A 16,032-nucleotide genomic window follows, 5' to 3' on the forward strand; every position below is an offset into this window, starting at 1 on the left:
ATCTCTCTGTTTATTATCGACCGCTCTTTTGCATCGCAGCAATATATGCACGAACAATGGTTCTACTCTAATTGGTAGAATCAAGTGTTAATCTCAAAACGGAATTCGAATATTCAGAAAGACGAGGACGTTCCCCGAAATTCAGCAGGTCTATCAGCGATCCGCGCTGATGCCAGGGGGTACCGCACCCTCTAGAAATCGGCAAACAGCGCCAGGATCGACGATTCCGGGACGATTTCATGCCGGATCGGCTCGATTTTCGTTTCATTTTGTTATCAACTTGCGGAATCTCACCAAAATTCCTAGAAATCTTGCCGTTGCGCCCATTTGAGCCAAATATGGCCGGAGGGCGCATCGATCGCGCCGATATCGATCGTCCTTGGCACGGCCTGGGGGCCGTTGAACGATCCGGAAAAGCCGGCGCGACGCTTCATCGCGGGTCGAATGACCCCATCCAAGGAGACAAATTATGACCCTCAAGACATTGACGGCGACCCTCGTCGCGTCACTCGCCTTTGCGCCGCTTGCCTATGCCGATATCACCATCGGCCTGATCGCGCCGCTGACCGGCCCGGTCGCCGCCTATGGCGACCAGGTGAAGAATGGTGCGCAGACCGCCGTCGACGAAATCAACAAGAAGGGCGGAATTCTCGGCGAGAAGGTCGTCCTCGAACTGGCCGACGATGCCGGCGAACCGAAACAGGGCGTTTCCGCCGCCAACAAGGTCGTCGGCGACGGCATCCGCTTCGTCGTCGGCCCGGTAACCTCGGGCGTCGCCATTCCCGTTTCGGACGTGCTTGCTGAAAACGGCGTGCTGATGGTTACCCCGACCGCGACGGCCCCCGACCTCACCAAGCGTGGTCTCACCAATGTGCTGCGCACCTGCGGCCGCGACGACCAGCAGGCCGAAGTCGCCGCCAAATATGTGCTGAAGAATTTCAAGGACAAGCGCGTCGCCATCGTCAACGACAAGGGCGCCTACGGCAAGGGCCTCGCAGATGCCTTCAAGGCGACGCTGAACGCCGGCGGCATCACCGAAGTCGTCAATGACGCGATCACGCCTGGCGACAAGGATTTCAGCGCGCTCACCACCCGCATCAAGTCCGAGAAGGTCGACGTGGTCTATTTCGGCGGCTACCATCCGGAAGGCGGGCTGCTCGCCCGCCAGCTGCATGACCTCGCCGCCAACGCGACGATCATCGGCGGCGACGGACTCTCCAACACCGAATTCTGGGCAATCGGCACGGATGCGGCAGGAGGCACGATCTTCACCAACGCTTCGGACGCCACCAAGAGCCCGGATTCCAAGGCCGCAGCCGGCGCGCTCGCCGCCAAGAACATCCCGGCCGAGGCCTTCACGCTGAACGCTTATGCCGCCGTCGAAGTGCTGAAGGCCGGCATCGAGAAGGCCGGCAGCGCCGAGGATGCGGAAGCCGTCGCGGCCGCGCTGAAGGGCGGCGAAGAAATCCCGACCGCCATCGGCAAGGTCACCTACGGCGAGACCGGCGACCTCACCTCGCAGAGCTTCTCGCTCTACAAGTGGGAAGCCGGCAAGATCGTCGCCGCCGAGTAATTGACGGATATAGAGAAACAGGATCGGGCGCCTCACGGCGCCCGATTTGTATTTTGAGAGATGGGCTGCCGGTCAATCCCGCGTCCTCTTATCCTCACGCAGATAGCTTTCCACTGTCGGGTGTTCGATAAGTACCATCGGTTGAACATACGTCCGATTGGGTGTTGGATTTGAAATCCGCGCGTAGAAACTGGCGACCACGACGCGCTTAAGATTTTCATCGGAAGCGACACTTCCGGTCGATTTTTTGAGAATGATCTGACTGACCTTCCCGTGCTTGTCGGTCGTGAGTACCGCAGAGTTGTTCACACAGCCGCTCAACAGAAAAACTGCTGCGCAGGCCGCCGAAATAATTGCTTTCATATCATGACCTTGAGTTGGAAAACGACATCTGTATTCTCGCTTCACTAGCACTGCTGCCACCGAGGCAAAAGCAGCGGGAAATACAATCCAAATGTTTCCAGCATCAGTTCGGCATCAGCGGCAGAAAAACAATCGAAGAGGTAGCAATCCATGACCACGAAGCTCGAACGTCTCATCGATCAGGGCGTTGGCCGTGTGCCGGCCGATATCGTGCTGAAGGGCGGCTGCTTCTTCGATCTCGTCACCGGCGAACTCGTCCAGTCGGACATTGCCATCGGCGCCGATCGCATCGTCGGCACCTCAGGCAATTATGAGGGCGAAACCGAGATCGACATCTCGGGCAGGATCGTCGTTCCAGGCTTCATCGATACGCATCTGCATATCGAATCTTCGCTGGTGACCCCGCATGAATTCGATCGCTGCGTTCTGCCCTATGGTGTCACCACCGCCATCTGCGATCCGCACGAAATCGCCAATGTGCTCGGAACCGCCGGCATCGAATTCTTTGTTGAATCCGCGCTGGAGACGATCATGGACATCCGCGTCCAGCTCTCTTCCTGCGTTCCGGCGACACATCTCGAAACCTCCGGCGCCGACCTGCCGATCGAAAGCCTCCTGCCCTACCGTGACCATCCGCAGGTCATCGGCCTTGCCGAATTCATGAATTTCCCCGGCGTCATCCACAAAGACCCCATCTGCATGGCCAAGCTCGAAGCCTTCCAGAGCGGCCATATCGACGGTCACGCGCCGCTGCTCTCGGGCAACGACCTCAACGGTTACCTCTCGGCCGGCATCCGCACCGAGCACGAATGCACGACCGCCGCCGAAGCGCTGGAAAAGATCCGCAAGGGCATGCACATTCTCGTGCGCGAAGGTTCGGTATCCAAGGATCTCGCTGCGCTGATACCCATTATCACCGAGCGGCTTTCACCCTTCCTCGCGCTTTGCACCGACGACCGCAATCCGCTCGATATCGCCGAACAGGGCCATCTTGATCATATGATCCGCACAGCGATCGCGAGCGGCGTCGAACCCCTGGCGATCTACCGCGCCGCCTCGATTTCGGCCGCCCGCGCCTTCGGTCTGAGGGACCGCGGCCTGGTCGCGCCCGGCTGGCGCGCCGATCTGGTGGTGCTCGACAGCCTGGAAAACTGCCGCGCCGACATGGTCTTTTCCGCCGGCCGCCGCGTCACCGATGCGCTCTTTTCCTCGCGCAGGCCGGTTGCCCCGATCGGCCTCGACAGCGTCAAGGCCCGTCCCGTCAACGCCGCCCATTTCGGCGTCCCGGTCGCCGAAGGCGAGACGCCTGTCATCGGCGTCATCCCGGGCAAGATCATCACCGAGCATCGCCGCTATCGCCTGCCCGTCAGGGGCAACGAGGCGACAGTCGATCTTGCGAATGATATCATCAAGGTCGCCGTCATCGAGCGCCACGGCAAGAACGGCAACCATGCCAACGGCTTCGTCCAGGGCTTCGGCCTGAAGAAGGGTGCGATCGCCTCGACCGTCGGCCATGACAGCCACAATATCTGCGTCGTCGGCGTCAACGAGGACGACATGGCGCGCGCCGCAAACCGCCTCGGCGAGATCAAGGGCGGCTTCGTTGTCGTCGAAGACGGCAAGGTCACCGGCGAAATCGCCCTGCCCATCGCCGGCTTGATGAGCCTCGAACCCTATGAGACGGTCCGCGATACGCTCCACCAACTGCGCAAAGCCGCCTTGGCGCTCGGCGCCACGCTGGAAGAACCCTTCCTCCAGCTCGCTTTCTTGCCGCTGCCGGTCATCCCGCACCTGAAAATATCCGACCGCGGCATGGTTGATGTCGACAAGTTCGCGCTCATCGGGTGACGCGATTGAAAAACGGCTGGCTCCGCGGCGGACAACCTCAACAGTCGCCTTTCAGTCGAGCGTCAAACCCGCGCACAAAACCCATCCAACGCCGCAAGCTTCACCAATCCCGCGTCAGCCACCGCCTCGAAGCCCGGCATCGCAAGCGGTTCCCCGAGCACGATGCCGTCAGGCAGGCGGAATTCCGCCGGTTTGCGCGTCAGGTTGAAAATGAAGAGCAGTTTTTCTCCGCCCTTTTCGCGGGTGAAGGCGAGCAGATCCTGGTTGGTGCCGATGAAGGTCATCTCGCCGTCGATCAGCGCCAGGTGGCTCCTCCGGAATGCGAGCGTCCTGCGGTAGTGATGCAGCACCGAGCTGTCGCTCGTCTCCTGCGTATCCACGGAAAGCGCTGCCTGCTCGTAAGGTACCGGCAGCCAGCTCTTCTCGGCCGACGTGAAGCCCGCATGCGCCTTGCCGGCTTCCCAGGGCATCGGCGTGCGGCATCCGTCGCGGCCCTTGAAGGCCGGCCAGAAGCGGATGCCGTAGGGATCGCGCAGATCCTCGAAGGCGAGCTCCGCCTCGGGCAGGCCGAGTTCCTCGCCTTGATAGAGGCAGATCGAGCCACGTAGTGCCGCAAGCACCGAGATCGCCAGCTTGGCGATGACAGGCCGCTCTTCCTCCGTCCGCGCAAAACGGCTGACATGGCGCATGACGTCGTGGTTGGAAAAAGCCCAGCAGACCCAGCCGTCCGTGACTGCTTTCTGGAAGGCCTCGACGCAGCCGCGAATATGCTCGGCGGTGAATTCCGGCCCCAGCAGATCAAATGTGTAGCACATGTGCAGCTTGTCGCCGCCACTCGTATAGGCGCCAACCGTCTTCAGCGAACGCGCCCCATCGCCGACTTCGCCGACGGTCGTGCGATCCTCGTACTGGTTGAGCAGCGCCCGGAAGCGTTTGAGGAAATCGACATTTTCCGGCTGCGTCTTGTCATAGAGGTGGTTCTGCATGCCGTAGGGATTGCTGTCGGGCGCATCGAGGCCTGCGTCATCCTCATCCGGCTCGTGCGGCGGATTGCTCCTGAGCAGCTTGTCGCAGAAATAATAGTTGACCGTATCCAGGCGGAAGCCGTCGACGCCGCGGTCGAGCCAGAACTTCACCGTCTCCAGCACCGCATCCTGCACGGCCTCGCTGTGGAAGTTGAGATCCGGCTGCGAGGTCAGGAAATTATGCTGGTAATATTGCCGGCGCACGCCATCCCATTCCCAGCCCGGCCCGCCGAAGATCGACAGCCAGTTGTTCGGCGCCGTGCCGTCAGGCTTCGGATCGGCCCAGACATACCAATCCGCCTTGGGATTGGTCCGGCTCGATCGGCTCTCGACGAACCAGGGATGCCGGTCGGAGGTGTGCGAGATCACCTGGTCGATAACAACCTTGATGCCGAGCTTGTGCGCCTCGGCCATCATCTCGTCGAAATCGGCGAGTGTCCCGAAGATCGGATCGACGTCGCAATAATCGGAAACGTCGTAGCCCATGTCGGCCATCGGCGACTTGAAGAAGGGCGAGAGCCAGATCGCGTCGACGCCGAGGCTGGCAATATGCGGCAGCCGGCGGGTAATTCCCCTGAGATCGCCGAGACCATCGCTGTTGGTGTCCTGAAACGAGCGCGGATAGACTTGATAGATCACCGCGCCGCGCCACCAGTCCGCACTCCCGCCTGCCTGCAATGCCATCGGCTACATCTCCTGCCTCGTTTGCGCTCGCCACACTAAAGCGGACGAAACAAAAGACAACCATGTGAAGCGGTTATGAAGGCGTTGCGAAACGCCGCGACGCATCGTCGCGATCCGACAAGGGGGAGACGTACATAGGCTTGTCCACAACCCGAATCCACCCTCCGGATTTGGGGTTGCAACGCAAAGCCTTTGCGATAATGTGCGCGCTGACCTGCACGTAAGAGGTCAAACACCGGGAACAAATGTCTAATAAAGGCGAAAAGCCTAGAAAGGTGGGCCCACCATGAACCATTTCGCGAAAAAATTTCTCGCCTCTGCAATGCTTGGCACATTGCTGGCGTTTTCGGCCCACGCGGCCACGCTCAACATTCACAATGGTGGCGACCCGCAGTCGCTCGATCCGCAGAAGCTTTCCGGCGACTGGGAGAACCGCATCGCCGGCGACATTTTTGAAGGCCTCGTCACTGAGGACGCCAAGGATAATCCGATCCCCGGCCAGGCTGAAAGCTGGACAATTTCGCCTGACGGCAAGGTCTACACCTTCAAGCTTCGCGACGGCATCAAGTGGTCCGATGGCCAGCCGGTAACGGCAGGAGACTTCGTCTTCGCCTTCCAGCGCCTCGTCGACCCTAAGAACGCCGCCGACTACGCTTATCTCCAGTTCACCATCAAGAACGCGGAAAAGATCAACAAGGGTGAGATCACCGATCTCAACCAGCTCGGCGTCAAGGCGATCGACGACAAGACGCTCGAAATCACCCTCGAAAACTCCACCCCTTATTTCCTCAATGCCCTGATGCACTACACCGCCTATCCGCTGCCGAAGCATGTCGTCGAGGCGAAGGGGCAGGATTGGGTCAAGATCGGCAACATCGTCACCAACGGCCCCTACAAGCCCGTCGAATGGGTTCCGGGCTCGCATGTCACGACAGTCAAGAACGATCAGTGGTATGACACCAAAGACCTGAAGATCGACGGAGCGAAGTTCTTCGTGCTCGAAGACCAGGAAGCCGCGCTGAAACGCTACCGCGCCGGCGAATTCGACATCCTCACCGACTTCCCAACCGACCAATACGAGTGGATGAAGAAAAACCTGCCGGGCCAGGCGCATGTCGCCCCCTTCTCTGGCCTCTATTATTACGTCGTCAACTCGCAGAAACCGCCCTTCAGCGACAAGCGCGTCCGCCAGGCTCTCTCCATGGCGATCAACCGCGAGGTCATCGGCCCGCAGATCCTCGGCACCGGCGAACTGCCGGCCTATTCCTGGGTTCCGCCGGGCACGGCGAATTACGGCGAACCGGCCTATGTTAGCTGGAAGGACCTGCCCTACAGCGAGAAGGTCGCCGAAGCCAAGAAGCTCCTGACCGAAGCCGGTTTCGGCCCCGACAAGCCGCTTCACGCCGTGCTGAGCTACAACACCAACGACAACCACAAGCGCATCGCCGTCGCCATCGCATCCATGTGGAAGCCGCTTGGCGTCGATGTCGAACTCGTCAATGCCGAAACCAAAGTGCATTACGACCAGATGCAGCGTGGTCAAGTCGAAATCGGCCGCGCCGGCTGGCTCGCCGACTACAACGACCCTGATAATTTCCTGAACCTCCTGGTGACAGGCGTGCAGATGAACTACGGCCGCTGGTCGAATCCCGAGTACGACAAGATGATCAAGGAAGGCAACGCCGAGACGGATCTCACCAAGCGTGCCGCGATCTTCAAGAAGGCCGAACAGCTGGCGCTGGATGAATCCGCCGCCCTGCCGATCTACTACTATGTCTCGAAGAACGTCGTTTCGCCGAAGATCGAAGGCTTCGTCGACAACATCCAAGACATCCACCGCACCCGCTGGCTGTCGATGAAAGAGTAAGGGAAAACGGTCCTTTCCGCGCACTGCGGAAAGGACCGGCCCACGATCATGATCAAATACGCACTCCGTCGCCTGCTGTCGACGATCCCCGTCATGTGGATCGCCGTGACAGCCTCGTTTTTTGTTTTGCGCCTTGCCCCCGGCGGCCCTTTCGATGGCGAAAGGCCATTGCCGCCGGTGATCCTGAAGAACCTTGCGATCCACTACAATCTCGATAAGCCGCTCATCCAGCAGTACCTGATCTATGTCGGTGACCTGCTCCGGGGCGATCTCGGTCCCTCCTTCGCGAGTGAGGATTTCACAGTCGCCCAGCAGATCATGATCGGTCTGCCCTACACCTTCACCATCGGTACGGCTGCCTTCCTGATTGCCATCATTGTCGGCGTGGCCGTCGGCTGTCTCGGGGCGCTCTATCAGAACAAGGCACCGGATTATATTCTGGGCGCGCTCATTCTGGTGGGCGTCGTGCTACCGAACTTCCTGATTGCGCCCATCCTGCAGCTCGTCTTCGGCATCCATCTCGCGTGGTTTCCGGTCGGCGGCTGGGGTGACGGCTCGATCAAATACCTCATCCTGCCGATCGTCGTTTTGGCGCTGCCGCATGCCGGCCGTATCTCGCGCATCACGCGCGGCTCGATGATCGAGGTGATGAATCAGAATTTCATTCGCACCGCCAAGGCCAAAGGCATCGGCCCCCGCCTGACGGTCATGCGCCACGCGCTGAAGCCAGCGCTGATGCCTGTCGTCTCCTATCTGGGTCCAGCAGCAAGTTACCTTCTCACCGGCTCGCTGGTTGTCGAGAGCATCTTCGGATTGCCCGGCATCGGCCGCTATTTCGTCAACGCAGCGCTGAACCGCGATTACGGCATGGTTCTCGGCACGGTCATCTTCTACATGGTGCTGATCGTGTTCCTGAACCTTCTCGTCGATATCGCCTATGCCTGGCTCGATCCGAAAGTGAGAAACCGATGATCCTCAACCCCGCAAAGCGAGAATTGCTCGCCCAGGAACTGCTGGAGGCGGAAGGCCTTGCGCCCGAAAGCCGCTCGCTCACCAAGGATGCCTTGCGTCGCCTCGGGCGCAACAAGGCGGCCGTCCTGTCGATCGTCGTCCTGACGCTTTTGATCCTCGTCGCCTTCATCGGCCCCTGGTTCATTCCCTTCAACTATGAGGATCCTGATTGGGCGGCTTTCCGCATACCCCCCTCGATCGAAACCGGCCACTATTTCGGCACCGACCCGAACGGCCGCGACCTTCTCGCCCGCGTCCTTTACGGCACCCGCGTCTCGCTGGCGGTGGCGCTGACGGCGACCGTCGTCTCCGTCTTCATCGGCGTGCTCTACGGTGCGGTATCGGGTTATATCGGCGGCAGGCTGGATGCGATCATGATGCGCTTCGTCGATATCATGTATGCGCTTCCCTATATCCTCTTCGTCATCCTGCTGATGGTGATCTTCGGCCGCAACGTCTATCTGCTGTTTGCCGCCATCGGCGCGCTGGAATGGCTGACGATGGCCCGCATCGTGCGTGGCCAGACGCTGTCGATCAAGCATCGCGAATTCATCGAAGCGGCCCGCGCATCCGGACAGCGGCCGTTCAAGATCATCATCAAGCACATCATCCCGAACCTCGTCGGCCCGGTGGTGATTTTCGCGGCGCTGACGGTGCCTGAGATCATTGCCACCGAAAGCTTCCTTTCCTATCTCGGCTTCGGCGTGCAGGAACCGCTGACCTCGCTCGGCACGCTGATCGCCGAGGGGACCGATGCCATGGAAAGCATGCCGTGGCTGCTGGTCTTCCCGGCGAGCTTTCTTGTGGCGCTGCTGCTCAGCCTGCTCTTCATCGGCGACGGGCTGCGCGACGCGTTCGACCCGAAGGATCGTTAAATGACGGATACCCTCCTCGAACTCAAAGACTACTCGATCACCTTCAAGACGCCGGATGGAGAAGTGAAGGCGGTCTCGAACATGAACCTGACGGTCAAGCGCGGCGAGCGCATCGCCATCGTCGGCGAATCCGGCTCCGGCAAGAGTCAGACCTTCCTCGGCATCATGGGCCTGCTCGCCAAGAACGGCAAAACGACGGGACAGGCGCTGCTCGAAGGCAAGGACGTGCTGGCGCTGAAACCGCGCGAGCTCGACCAGATCCGCGGCAAAGACATGGCGATGGTCTTCCAGGACCCGATGACGGCGCTCAATCCAACGCTGAAGATCTCCCGGCAGCTGACGGAGCAGCTCGAGGTTCACGGCGGGCTGACGGCGCGCGCCGCATCCGCCGCCGCACTCGATATGCTGAAACGCGTTGGCATCCCCGACCCGACGCGACGCTTCCACCTCTACCCGCATGAGCTCTCCGGCGGCATGCGACAGCGCATCGTCATCGCCATGGCGCTGCTCACCCGGCCGAAGCTGTTGATCGCCGACGAAGCTGTTGATCGCCGACGAACCGACAACGGCCCTCGACGTCACCATCCAGGCACAGATCCTCGACCTCTTCAACGATCTGACGGCGGAGATGAACACGGCGCTGATCATGATCACCCACGATCTCGGCGTCGTTGCCGGCCTCGCCGACCGCGTCGCCGTCATGTATGCCGGTCGCATCGTCGAGGAAGCGCCGGTCGATGAACTCTTCGACAATCCGGCCCATCCCTATACCGCAGCACTGCATGCCTCGATCCCACGCCCTGACCAGGATGTCGACGACCTCGTCGTCATCCCCGGCCGTCCGCCGAACCTGCAGCACCTGCCGAAGGGCTGCAATTTCTCGCCGCGCTGTTCGCAGGTCCAGGACGATTGCATCGACCGACCGCCGCCGCTCGAAACGCTGGCGCCGCACCATTGCGCCGCCTGTTACCACCCCTTCCCGCGTCGCGAGGAGCTGCTGAACCATGGCTGAACGATCGCTTCTAAGGGTCGAGAACCTGACGACCCAATTCGAACTGCCAGCCAAAGGCCTCTTCAAGCCGCCGATCTTCCTGACCGCCGTCAACAATGTCAGCTTCGACCTCAGCGAAGGCCGCACGCTCGGCATCGTCGGTGAATCCGGTTGCGGCAAGTCCACGCTCGGCCGCTCCATCCTGCGGCTGTTGAAGTCGCAGAAGGGCCGTATCCTCTGGCAGGGCCGCAACCTTCTCGACCTGTCGGACGAGGAAATGCGCGCCGCCCGCCGCGACATGCAGATCATCTTCCAGGATCCGATCGCCTCGCTCGACCCGCGCATGACTGTTGGAGATATCATCGCCGAGCCGCTTACCGTCTTCGAGCCGAAGCTATCAAGGGCCGAGCGCACCGAGCGTGTTCGCGAGATCATGACCGCCGTCGGCCTGGTGCCGGAAATGATCAACCGCTATCCGCACGAATTCTCCGGCGGCCAGGCGCAGCGCATAGGCATCGCCCGCGCGGTCGTCACCAAACCGAAGCTCATCATCTGCGACGAGCCGGTTTCGGCCCTCGACGTCTCGATCCAGGGTCAGGTCATCACGCTTCTGCGCAAGCTGCGCAAGGAATTCGGCCTGACGCTGATCTTCATCAGCCACGACCTCTCCGTCGTGCGCCTGATCTCAGACGATGTGCTGGTGCTCTATCTCGGCAGGGTGGTGGAAGCCGGCGACTGCGCCACCGTCTTCGATCATCCCGCCCATCCCTATACGCAGGCGCTCTTCTCCGCTGCGCCGATCCCGGATCCGAAGCTTGCGCGCCTGCGCACCCGCATCCGCCTGCAGGGTGACCCACCCTCGCCGCTCAACCCGCCGAAAGGCTGCGTCTTCTCACCGCGCTGCTGGAAGGCGACCGACATCTGTCGCACCGAAATGCCGCCGACAGAGGAGGTCCGCCCCGGCCAGAAGGCCGCCTGTTATCATATGGACAGGCCATGAATGGAACGACGGTCGCGCAAGCGGCCGTCACCTCATAAGGATACCCAGTGCGCCATCCGTTTCGGGCGAAGCAGACTTATTTTGGGTCTAAAGACCCCAATAAGAAAGCTTTTATAAGCATGTGCTATCCCATTTCGGCCTAATCGCAAGCCAGGGGAACGCATATATGAAATCGAAAATATCAGGTGTAATCGCACTTACCGCGGCCATGATTGCCGTCTCCGCGGTTTCATCGCATGCCGAAGATCTGACGTTCAAGCTCATCAACGGAACGAACTCCGTCCTGACGCACTTCTACAGCTCGCCGACCGGCGTCGACGACTGGGAAGAAGACGTCTTCGGCGAGAACGTTCTCGATCCGGACGAAACCATGGATATCACCATCGCCGACGGCCGCACCGTCTGCAAATACGACATGCGCTTCGAATTCGAGGAAGGGTCAAACCTCGAAACCACCGAAGATACGCAGGATCTTTGCGCGATGGGCAGCTACACCATCCACGAATAGATAATAAGAGCCCGCCTTCGCCTCGTCCGTGAAGGCGGGTTTACATATCTGGTGATATCGACGCTTGTCACTCCGCCCGGCTCCGCGTATCAGCGAATGAAGACTAGCGCGTCCTGTTGGACACGCGGGGCTCCAAATGCCGGGAGGACAAGGTGAGCAGACGGTTTCTATCGATCGGTGAATGCATGGTGGAACTCTCGCAGGCAGGCGATGGTCTGCTGCGCAAGGGCTTTGCCGGCGATACCTTCAATACCGCCTGGTATGCCCGCGCCTGCCTTGCCGCCGACTGGTCGGTCGACTACTTCACCGCCCTCGGTGACGACGCCATGTCGGACGAGATGCTGGCCTTCATCGACACATCAGGCATCGGCACGAGCCTCATCCGCCGCATCAAGGGCAGGACGCCCGGCCTCTATATGATCAATCTGAAGAACGGCGAACGTTCCTTCAGCTACTGGCGCGACAGCTCGGCTGCCCGCAGCCTGGCGGCTGATCCGGACCGCCTGCGCGAGGCGGTGGAGAGCGCTGCCGTCATCTATTTCTCCGGCATCACCCTTGCCATTCTGCCCCAGGAGGATGCCGAGACTTTGCTTGCAGAAGTCCGTCGCGCCAAGGCCGCCGGCAAGCTCGTCGTCTTCGATCCGAACATCCGCCCGCGCCTCTGGTCGAGCTACGACGTGATGCACACGACGATCAGCGAAGGCGCCCGCTCCTCCGTGCTCGTCATGCCGAGCTTCGACGACGAGGCGGCCCATTTCGGCGATGATTCCATCGAGGCGACGATCCATCGCTATCGCGCACTGGGTGCCGTCGATATCGTCGTCAAGAACGGCGCTGACGGTGTCACGATGAATTTTGCCGGCGAGCAAACCTTCGTTCCGGCCGAAAAAGTGGAGAAGGTGGTCGACACAACCAGCGCCGGCGACAGCTTCAACGGCGCCTTTCTCGCACGATATCTCGAAGCAGGCGATGCGCCTGCCGCCACCCGCTTCGCAGCAAAGGTTGCTGCCCGCGTCGTCAGCGAACATGGTGCATTGGTCGTAAGGGAAAAGCTTGGATTGGACCGCGGCTAAAGCGGCGCGGTCTTTCAGATTCGCTTAGCGCAACATGCTTTTACGCCGCCCATGGTGACGCAGTCTGAACGCCATGTGTAGGCGCTCCCTGCCTTATCGGCATCGTGTGCCCCGCTGCCAGGGGAAATCAGGACTTCGTCGGTCGATCGGACTCGCGAACTGCCTCGTCATGGTACCAGCAGCTGTCGAGCGCAGCATCGCAGACGGCTGCTGCCTCGCGCTCCATCAGCTTGGCGCGTTCGAACCGGTTGGCGTTTCGTATCGCCTTAGCGGGAAACTGGTAGATCGTCGCGGATTCACGATGGAAACCGGTGGGCATGAGATCGCCTCCATTCAGTTCGGCGCATCAACATTTCAGGACCACCTACATAGCACAATGCACATAGTTTATGCAAATTGCATAAAATAAGGGCAATGTTACAATTGTAATCGGTCGGTATGCTGTCTCGGCTAAAAGCTTCCGATAATTTGTTTAACACTTCATCATTTCAGCTTAACGCCGCAATTTTCATCCGGTTCCAGACGGAAAAAGCGCGTTTTGATGGGCAATACCGCCGGTGAGCGTTAAAAACGGCCCGATTTTCCAAAAGCTAAAAAACCGACAGACATGCTGACTCGCGATTTTTCTTTCGAGCCGCGCCAAAACTGGCACGCTACGTGCTTTTAAAGCATCATCCCTGGCGGTCGGATGCGCTTGCGCGCCGAGATCACCTCCGGATTTGCTCACCTTCGTAGCATTGAGAGAGTCACGATGACAAAATATAAGCTCGAGTATATTTGGCTCGATGGGTACACTCCGGTACCGAACCTGCGTGGCAAGACGCAGATCAAGGAATTCGACGTATTCCCGACGCTGGAACAGCTTCCGCTCTGGGGCTTTGACGGCTCCTCGACGCAGCAGGCCGAAGGCCGCAGCTCCGATTGCGTGCTGAAGCCGGTCGCCATCTATCCCGACCCGGCCCGTACCAACGGCGCTCTCGTCATGTGCGAAGTCATGATGCCGGATGGCGTCACGCCGCACGCATCGAATGCCCGCGCCACCATCCTTGACGACGAAGACGCCTGGTTCGGCTTCGAGCAGGAATATTTCTTCTACCAGAACGGCCGTCCGCTCGGCTTCCCTGAGCAGGGCTACCCCGCTCCGCAGGGCCCGTACTACACCGGCGTCGGCTATTCGAACGTCGGCGACGTTGCCCGCGAAATCGTCGAAGAGCATCTCGACCTCTGCCTCGCTGCCGGCATCAACCACGAAGGCATCAATGCTGAAGTGGCCAAGGGCCAGTGGGAATTCCAGATTTTCGGCAAGGGCTCCAAGAAGGCCGCCGACCAGATCTGGATGGCACGCTACCTCTTGCAGCGCCTGACCGAAAAGTACGGCATCGACATCGAGTATCACTGCAAGCCGCTCGGCGATACCGACTGGAACGGCTCGGGCATGCATTGCAACTTCTCGACCAAATACATGCGCGAAGTCGGCGGCAAGGCCTATTTCGAAGCGCTGATGGCGCAGTTCGAAAAGAACCTGATGGACCACATCAGCGTCTACGGTCCTGACAACGACAAGCGCCTGACCGGCAAACACGAAACGGCACCGTGGAACAAGTTCTCCTACGGCGTTGCCGACCGTGGTGCTTCGGTCCGCGTGCCGCACTCCTTCGTCAAGAACGACTACAAGGGCTATCTGGAAGACCGCCGCCCGAACTCGCAGGGCTGCCCCTACCAGATCGCTTCGCAGGTTCTGAAGACGATCTCGGAAGTTCCGACAGCAAGCTCGGCTTCCGCTGCCGCTTAACCTCCCAAACGGCGCCGGTCCACGACCGGCGCCATCGTTCTTTATGCATGAAAACCGCGATCGACCGCTGACATATTCGCGGGTATCGAGCCGCTAAAGCCCTGCAATCCTTGCAATATGGGCTGTAATATTTCCATCATGGTCATGCCTCAAAATAGAGAAGCGGGAATCGCCGTTCCGGAACCCCGCTTTGGGGTTGAGCGTTGGCATATCACTGCGACGCGGATGGAAATCGTGACATGCTGCAACGTCCGGCAAACACTTATAGCTGCGAGAGCTGGGCCAATGCCGCAGCCGCCGGAAACCTGCCCGAAAGGCTGGTGATCGTCACCGATGCCTGGCACCCGCAGGTCAACGGCGTCGTTCGCTCGATCGAGAACACCAACCGCGAACTGGCGAAGATGGGCGTCGAGGTTTCGATGGTGACGCCGGAGCGCTTCAACAGCATCCCCTGCCCAACTTATCCCGAGATCCGCCTATCGATCGCCAATTACCACCGCATCGCCCGCGAGATCGAAAAGCACAATCCCTCCTACGTGCATATTGCCACCGAAGGTCCGCTGGGGCTGACCGCCCGCCGCTGGTGCCTGAGGAACCGCATGCCGTTTTCGACGAGCTACCACACCCGCTTCCCGGAATACGTCTCCGCGCGCCTGCCGATACCGAAGAGCTGGCTCTATTCCTTCGTCCGCTGGTTCCACAATGGCGGCGCTGGCTGCATGGTGGCGACACCGAGCCTTGCCCGTGAACTGTCGGAAAAGGGCATCCGCAACCTCATGCCCTGGAGCCGCGGCATCGACGCCACGCAGTTCCGTCCGATGGCGCTCGAGGAAAACCCGTTCGGCTTGGCGCGTCCGATCTTCATGACCGTCGGCCGCGTGGCGCTGGAAAAGAACCTGCCGGCCTTCCTCGATCTCGACCTGCCGGGTTCCAAGGTCGTCGTCGGCGACGGCCCGGCGCGCGCCGAACTCGAGAAGCAATATTCCGACGTCTTCTTCGCGGGCGTGCAGTTCGGCGAGGACCTGGCGAAAACCTATGCCCAGGCCGACGTCTTTGTCTTTCCCTCGCTCACCGATACCTTCGGCAACACCATCCTCGAAGCACTGGCATCGGGCGTGCCGGTCGCAGCCTATCCGGTCACCGGCCCGCTCGACATCATTGGCGATGACAGCGAGGTCGGGGCGCTCGACCAGAACCTGCAGGCCGCCTGCCTTGCCGCCCTCTCCGCCTCGCGCGGCAAGGCGCGTGAACTCGCCATGCAATATTCCTGGGAAGCAGCGACGCTGCAGTTCATCAACAATATCCGCGCCGCCAATGGCGTCATCACGCCGAAATGGAAGAAGGCCTGGCAGTTTGCCAAATCACTTCCAAGAAGCAGAAAGCCCGGCGAAACCGCCAGGCCCCTCCCGTCTGCAGACTGAT

General features: G+C 60.3%; 15 protein-coding genes and 1 pseudogene. 12 read left to right on the plus strand and 4 right to left on the minus strand.

Annotated features, from left to right (window positions below):
* Nucleotides 1-239 precede the first annotated feature (239 nt).
* Both AC2444_RS15675 and AC2444_RS15680 read left to right on the plus strand, forming a co-directional pair.
* Complete coding sequence (locus AC2444_RS15675) at nt 240-473, plus strand: hypothetical protein (protein ID WP_157628338.1); 234 nt, start codon at nt 240-242, stop codon at nt 471-473.
* Complete coding sequence (locus tag AC2444_RS15680; RefSeq protein WP_012758510.1) at nt 470-1,573, plus strand: branched-chain amino acid ABC transporter substrate-binding protein; 1,104 nt, start codon at nt 470-472, stop codon at nt 1,571-1,573. The genes AC2444_RS15675 and AC2444_RS15680 overlap by 4 nt, the downstream gene beginning before the upstream one ends.
* A 72-nt stretch (nt 1,574-1,645) precedes the next feature.
* Here AC2444_RS15680 and AC2444_RS15685 read toward each other — a convergent pair whose 3' ends face one another.
* A complete protein-coding gene (locus AC2444_RS15685; protein WP_012758511.1) occupies nt 1,646-1,936 on the minus strand; it encodes a hypothetical protein in 291 nt (96 codons plus the stop codon).
* 150 nt (nt 1,937-2,086) lie between these two features.
* Here AC2444_RS15685 and ade point away from each other — a divergent pair, with 150 nt between their 5' ends.
* The gene (gene ade / locus AC2444_RS15690) at nt 2,087-3,784 is read left to right on the plus strand and encodes an adenine deaminase (protein WP_012758512.1); all 1,698 of its coding nucleotides are present in this window, start codon (nt 2,087-2,089) and stop codon (nt 3,782-3,784) included.
* A gap of 62 nt (nt 3,785-3,846) precedes the next feature.
* Here the strand turns inward: ade and bglA are convergent, their stop codons facing one another.
* Entirely contained in the window at nt 3,847-5,493 is a 1,647-nt protein-coding gene (bglA, locus tag AC2444_RS15695) for a beta-galactosidase BglA (protein WP_012758513.1), read from the minus strand.
* 286 nt (nt 5,494-5,779) lie between these two features.
* On the opposite strand from bglA, the gene AC2444_RS15700 reads away from it, so the two are divergent.
* The 7 genes and pseudogenes from AC2444_RS15700 (at nt 5,780) to AC2444_RS15730 (ending at nt 12,818) form a co-directional block, all read left to right on the plus strand.
* On the plus strand, nt 5,780-7,360 hold the full coding sequence (locus AC2444_RS15700; RefSeq protein WP_011653015.1) for a peptide ABC transporter substrate-binding protein: 1,581 nt from the start codon (nt 5,780-5,782) through the stop codon (nt 7,358-7,360).
* Between the two features lie 48 nt (nt 7,361-7,408).
* On the plus strand, nt 7,409-8,332 hold the full coding sequence (locus AC2444_RS15705; RefSeq protein WP_012758514.1) for an ABC transporter permease subunit: 924 nt from the start codon (nt 7,409-7,411) through the stop codon (nt 8,330-8,332).
* Entirely contained in the window at nt 8,329-9,246 is a 918-nt protein-coding gene (locus tag AC2444_RS15710; RefSeq protein WP_003561446.1) for an ABC transporter permease, read from the plus strand. The genes AC2444_RS15705 and AC2444_RS15710 overlap by 4 nt, the downstream gene beginning before the upstream one ends.
* Nucleotides 9,247-10,258, plus strand: a pseudogene (locus tag AC2444_RS15715) (ABC transporter ATP-binding protein).
* Complete coding sequence (locus AC2444_RS15720; RefSeq protein ID WP_012758516.1) at nt 10,251-11,237, plus strand: ABC transporter ATP-binding protein; 987 nt, start codon at nt 10,251-10,253, stop codon at nt 11,235-11,237. The pseudogene AC2444_RS15715 and the gene AC2444_RS15720 overlap by 8 nt, the downstream one beginning before the upstream one ends.
* A gap of 166 nt (nt 11,238-11,403) precedes the next feature.
* Nucleotides 11,404-11,745, plus strand: coding sequence for a hypothetical protein (locus tag AC2444_RS15725; protein ID WP_012758517.1), 342 nt, complete (start codon nt 11,404-11,406; stop codon nt 11,743-11,745).
* Between the two features lie 152 nt (nt 11,746-11,897).
* The gene (locus tag AC2444_RS15730) at nt 11,898-12,818 is read left to right on the plus strand and encodes a sugar kinase (protein ID WP_012758518.1); all 921 of its coding nucleotides are present in this window, start codon (nt 11,898-11,900) and stop codon (nt 12,816-12,818) included.
* Nucleotides 12,819-12,945: 127 nt separating this feature from the next.
* Here AC2444_RS15730 and gstI read toward each other — a convergent pair whose 3' ends face one another.
* Entirely contained in the window at nt 12,946-13,137 is a 192-nt protein-coding gene (gstI, locus tag AC2444_RS15735; protein ID WP_017994859.1) for a glutamine synthetase translation inhibitor GstI, read from the minus strand.
* A 189-nt stretch (nt 13,138-13,326) separates the two neighbouring features.
* Nucleotides 13,327-13,545, minus strand: a complete 219-nt coding sequence (locus tag AC2444_RS15740; protein WP_128407438.1) for a hypothetical protein — start codon at nt 13,543-13,545, stop codon at nt 13,327-13,329.
* A gap of 24 nt (nt 13,546-13,569) precedes the next feature.
* On the opposite strand from AC2444_RS15740, the gene AC2444_RS15745 reads away from it, so the two are divergent.
* Together AC2444_RS15745 and AC2444_RS15750 are read left to right on the plus strand one after the other, a co-directional pair.
* Nucleotides 13,570-14,610 (plus strand): glutamine synthetase beta-grasp domain-containing protein, encoded by a 1,041-nt coding sequence (locus AC2444_RS15745; protein ID WP_012758520.1) that lies wholly within the window; start codon nt 13,570-13,572, stop codon nt 14,608-14,610.
* Nucleotides 14,611-14,849: 239 nt separating this feature from the next.
* Complete coding sequence (locus AC2444_RS15750; protein WP_012758521.1) at nt 14,850-16,031, plus strand: glycosyltransferase family 4 protein; 1,182 nt, start codon at nt 14,850-14,852, stop codon at nt 16,029-16,031.
* Nucleotide 16,032: the final 1 nt, after the last annotated feature.

This window comes from Rhizobium sp. WSM1328, assembly GCF_057653715.1.

Bases quoted from the DNA above. Each gene is read 5' to 3' on its own strand.
- ade (WP_012758512.1), top strand. From the start codon at position 2,087: ATGACCACGAAGCTCGAACGTCTCATCGATCAGGGCGTTGGCCGTGTG.
- bglA (WP_012758513.1), bottom strand. From the start codon at position 5,493: ATGGCATTGCAGGCAGGCGGGAGTGCGGACTGGTGGCGCGGCGCGGTG.
- AC2444_RS15680 (WP_012758510.1), top strand. From the start codon at position 470: ATGACCCTCAAGACATTGACGGCGACCCTCGTCGCGTCACTCGCCTTT.
- AC2444_RS15745 (WP_012758520.1), top strand. From the start codon at position 13,570: ATGACAAAATATAAGCTCGAGTATATTTGGCTCGATGGGTACACTCCG.
- AC2444_RS15685 (WP_012758511.1), bottom strand. From the start codon at position 1,936: ATGAAAGCAATTATTTCGGCGGCCTGCGCAGCAGTTTTTCTGTTGAGC.
- AC2444_RS15720 (WP_012758516.1), top strand. From the start codon at position 10,251: ATGGCTGAACGATCGCTTCTAAGGGTCGAGAACCTGACGACCCAATTC.
- AC2444_RS15675 (WP_157628338.1), top strand. From the start codon at position 240: ATGCCGGATCGGCTCGATTTTCGTTTCATTTTGTTATCAACTTGCGGA.
- AC2444_RS15750 (WP_012758521.1), top strand. From the start codon at position 14,850: ATGCTGCAACGTCCGGCAAACACTTATAGCTGCGAGAGCTGGGCCAAT.
- AC2444_RS15700 (WP_011653015.1), top strand. From the start codon at position 5,780: ATGAACCATTTCGCGAAAAAATTTCTCGCCTCTGCAATGCTTGGCACA.
- AC2444_RS15710 (WP_003561446.1), top strand. From the start codon at position 8,329: ATGATCCTCAACCCCGCAAAGCGAGAATTGCTCGCCCAGGAACTGCTG.
- AC2444_RS15705 (WP_012758514.1), top strand. From the start codon at position 7,409: ATGATCAAATACGCACTCCGTCGCCTGCTGTCGACGATCCCCGTCATG.
- gstI (WP_017994859.1), bottom strand. From the start codon at position 13,137: ATGCCCACCGGTTTCCATCGTGAATCCGCGACGATCTACCAGTTTCCC.
- AC2444_RS15725 (WP_012758517.1), top strand. From the start codon at position 11,404: ATGAAATCGAAAATATCAGGTGTAATCGCACTTACCGCGGCCATGATT.